This is a genomic window from Aphanizomenon sp. UHCC 0183 (assembly GCF_009712065.1).
GTDB classification, from domain to species: Bacteria; Cyanobacteriota; Cyanobacteriia; order Cyanobacteriales; family Nostocaceae; genus Dolichospermum; species Dolichospermum heterosporum.
In genome coordinates, this window is sequence record NZ_VILC01000165.1 from 1 (window position 1) to 3,437 (window position 3,437).

Annotated in this window: 4 protein-coding genes; 2 read left to right on the plus strand and 2 right to left on the minus strand. The window is 40.1% G+C overall.

Annotation, left to right across the window (positions count from 1 at the left end; translation table 11 throughout):
* Positions 1–117: 117 nt before the first annotated feature.
* Together FJR37_RS25655 and FJR37_RS25660 are read right to left on the minus strand one after the other, a co-directional pair.
* Positions 118–1,059: a tyrosine-type recombinase/integrase gene (locus FJR37_RS25655; RefSeq protein ID WP_168467478.1), complete on the minus strand. Its 942-nt coding sequence runs from the start codon at positions 1,057–1,059 to the stop codon at positions 118–120.
* A 246-nt stretch (positions 1,060–1,305) separates the two neighbouring features.
* Positions 1,306–1,887, minus strand: coding sequence for a hypothetical protein (locus FJR37_RS25660; RefSeq protein ID WP_168467479.1), 582 nt, complete (start codon positions 1,885–1,887; stop codon positions 1,306–1,308).
* 139 nt (positions 1,888–2,026) lie between these two features.
* Between FJR37_RS25660 and FJR37_RS27540 the strand changes: the two genes are divergently transcribed.
* The gene (locus FJR37_RS27540) at positions 2,027–2,284 is read left to right on the plus strand and encodes a hypothetical protein (RefSeq protein ID WP_168467480.1); all 258 of its coding nucleotides are present in this window, start codon (positions 2,027–2,029) and stop codon (positions 2,282–2,284) included.
* Between the two features lie 330 nt (positions 2,285–2,614).
* The coding region (locus FJR37_RS25670) for a hypothetical protein (protein WP_217355395.1) at positions 2,615–3,437 on the plus strand (823 nt) is incomplete at its 3' end.

The following is a 3,437-nucleotide window of genomic DNA, read 5'->3' on the forward strand; positions in this document are numbered from 1 at the left end:
TAAGAGCAACCGAGAAATCGCCTTGCCAAATAGATTTTCTTGAGGGAAATTTTTATAGAGTTAGAGAGCGAGCCACCCTCCACAGCGATCGCTTGCACTTGGCGATCGCCTAATGACCTACCCCGGCAAATAAAGACCACTACTATCGCTTGGTTTAGCGTGTGCATACCTGCTTGTAGTTTGCAAAGAAGTATGCCCCAAAGTTTGCTGTACCAACTGCACCGGCGCACCCCTATCTAAACTATGAGAAGCATGAGAATGTCTTAACCAGTGTGGGCTTACTTTCCCCTGAATCCCCGCCTTTTGCCCTGCCTCCCCCACAATTTCCCAGATATGGCGGGGCTGCAACGGTTCACCCCCCTTGCGACTTTTAAATACCGCAGACTTAGCCGTGTCATCAGCAGCACGCAAAGCCAGTAAAGCCGAATACAATTTCCTGGGAATCAACACAGTCCGCGACTTATCCCCCTTACCAAACAAACTCACTTGTCCCTGGTCATCCCGATTGGGACGGATATCAGCCCAACGCAACAGCCCCACCTCCCCCACTCTCGCTCCAGTATAATAGAGAAACTGAATCAAACAGCGATCGCGCACATTACTCGTTAACGCCACCATCGTCATCACCTCCGTTTCCGACAGTATCCGTTCCGCTAAAGTATCTTTTGGTTTCGGTAACAAAGTATCAGCAGCAGCATTGAATTGCAGATACTTAATTTTGCACCCATAGTTCAGCAGACTTTTGATAGCAGCAATTCGTCTAGCCCGACTAGCAGCAGACAAAGGCTTACCTGTTTTCGCCGTTGGCTGAGTCCCCAAGAAATCGGCAAACGCCTGGACATCATTAATAGTTACAGTTCTTAGATCAAGATCATTTAGCCTCACCGTATCCGGTGATGAATGTAACAAAAAACCAATAAAATAGCGCACATCCGTTTCATAAGCCCGGTGAGACTCCTTACTGCGTTTAGTTGCCAACCACAGAGCCACGAGTTGAGCCGTATTGGCAACATCAGCCATCTTCAAGGTTGTCACCTCTTGCTGATATCGAGTTAACATAAAGATATAACAAAAAAAATGCGTACAGAACCCTGCCGACTGGTGGGGTTTCTTCTTTTATTTAAGCACTCTCATCCAGAAAATCCTCACAGCCCTGATATCAGCAGCGGTTGTGGCTTAAAAAATCCCTCAATCACAGATAACCTTAATTATCTGTGTTAGGGGGAAATTGATGGGTTATGGGGTTAATTAACGGTTGTCAAGAGGATTCTACAGAGATACAACCCAAATTTTAGTGAGTCTTTATCACTGCCTCACTGGATAATACAACCCATCACTAACCTGAAATTTCCAGCCTAAACTCATCGGGTCACGATTCCTAGACCAACTGATAAATTCCTGCTCACTCTTGGTTTCCCGTTCCGTAATTAAACTCTGCTGTGTTACCCCCAACCGTTGCGCTAAGTTCTCAGGAGCAAAAGATTTTATCTCTACTGCTTGTTGTTGATACTGGTAGGGATATCCTGAGCGCCGGGGTCTAGAATTACCACCACCGTATTTGCCAGAAGCAATACCTGTAGTGAGCAAAGCGATCGCTTTTTCTATTTTCTCTAACTGTTTACCAAGCACTTCTAATTTAGTGGCCACCAGTTGATCTTGTTGGCAAAGATGGGTTTCCAGTTCTCCCAGCTTCTCCTCCACCTGCTGTAATTCACTGGTTGCTTCCAGTTTTACACTGCTATCGAACTGCGCTATCACTTCCTGTAATCCTTGCAGTAACGCCGTTGTGTGACCGTCGCGGTGGATTTTGGCTAGTTGCCGTACTACCGGAATTAGTACATTAGGCACGCGGATCATCTCGCTGGGTGGGGTCTTGTTGGCAGTCATGATATCTATGGTTGATATCGAATATTGTATGGTAAATTTCCCCTAAGAAAATCTATCAGCACAAATTTTTTGCTGTTACGCTTATGTAATTAGTTAAGCGGATATGATATTTGAAGTTAACAGACAAGTGAGGAAACTGATGAATTTATCTAGTGAATTATGGGTGGAGAATCAAGATTTAGCCCAAGCTTGTCTGGAGCATCCTTTTGTCCAAGGGTTTGGGAATGGTACACTCAAGCAAGAGAATTTTGCTGATTATGTAGGCAATACCTTCGCCAATTTGCAAAATATAGGGCTGAAAGCCAATAAAATCGTGACGATATCAATAGGGTTTCAGGATTTTGGCGAAGGTATTGGTAGGACAAGACGCTTTTTTCTTAGAAGCCTTATCACCTAGTTGAAACTTGTTACCCATAGCGACAGCATAGCAAAAATTATTTATAAATATTTCCATAGAGAACTCCATAAATATTTTTATACATAAATACTATACAGAATGATACATTTATTATTAGCTACTAAGTTCATTCAAGTTAAGACACTACTGTAAACAAAAACAAAGAGTTGAGTTCATGGTTTGGTGTGACTTGAAATAACAATAGTATTTTCCTGAAACCAAGATTTTTATACTCATGACCACGTTTAACCAATATCAGAAAATGGCCAACAAAGAGTATTATTTCAAGCGGGGAATAATCCTGAAAATGGCATAGAAAACGCTTTTCGTTTGTGTGGTCAAGAACGCACTATTAACATCCGTCGCACAGGTGATAAATTAATAATTGATAAAATCGAAAAATTCAGACAAGCTAAAAACATTAATGAACAGCGTCCAGTAATTATCATTGAAGGGAAGTTTAATTTTTATGATACATCTTTAGCAGGAACATTAAGAAAAACTGCCAGAAATGATTTAGATATTTTGGTAGAAAATTCTAATAGTTATTTAGGACTTTGGAATGAATATAATAAGTTAGAAATAGAGAGTATTAAGAGAAAAGTACAGGAAGTTGGCTGGTTAAAATATCGTAGTTACCAAATGTTAGATAATGGTAATTACCGATTTAAATTAATGGGAGATAATAATATAGATATTCAGTTAAAAATGCTGATGGATGGAAATAATATTTCTTTAGAAACTAGTGAATCTTTTCCTAGTTTGGATGCTGATGATACTAGAGTTACTAGACAAAATAAAATTAAGCCATTTATAGGAATGGTTGAAGAAATAGATTTATTTAATCTCAATATTGATATTTCTGTTAGTAAATTAGATGATGATTTATCACCACCTAAACAGGGATTTTTATCCATTTCTTTACAAAGAGATGTAACTCGTTTATCCCGTCGTCAGGAAGCGGAAAAAAGTATTAGAAATGCTACTTGTCCCATGCCACAATTAGGATTAATTTTAGAAAATCAGCGTGTACCTGTAAGAAGAGTCCGCGAATATAAACCATTGTCTCCTGATACTAAAAAGGTTTTTAATGGTTCTCCTACTCCCCGTCAACAAGAAGCGTTAAAAGTTGCTTTAAACACTCCTGATATAG

Bases quoted from the DNA above. Each gene is read 5' to 3' on its own strand.
- FJR37_RS25655 (WP_168467478.1), bottom strand. From the start codon at position 1,059: ATGTTAACTCGATATCAGCAAGAGGTGACAACCTTGAAGATGGCTGAT.
- FJR37_RS25660 (WP_168467479.1), bottom strand. From the start codon at position 1,887: ATGACTGCCAACAAGACCCCACCCAGCGAGATGATCCGCGTGCCTAAT.
- FJR37_RS27540 (WP_168467480.1), top strand. From the start codon at position 2,027: ATGAATTTATCTAGTGAATTATGGGTGGAGAATCAAGATTTAGCCCAA.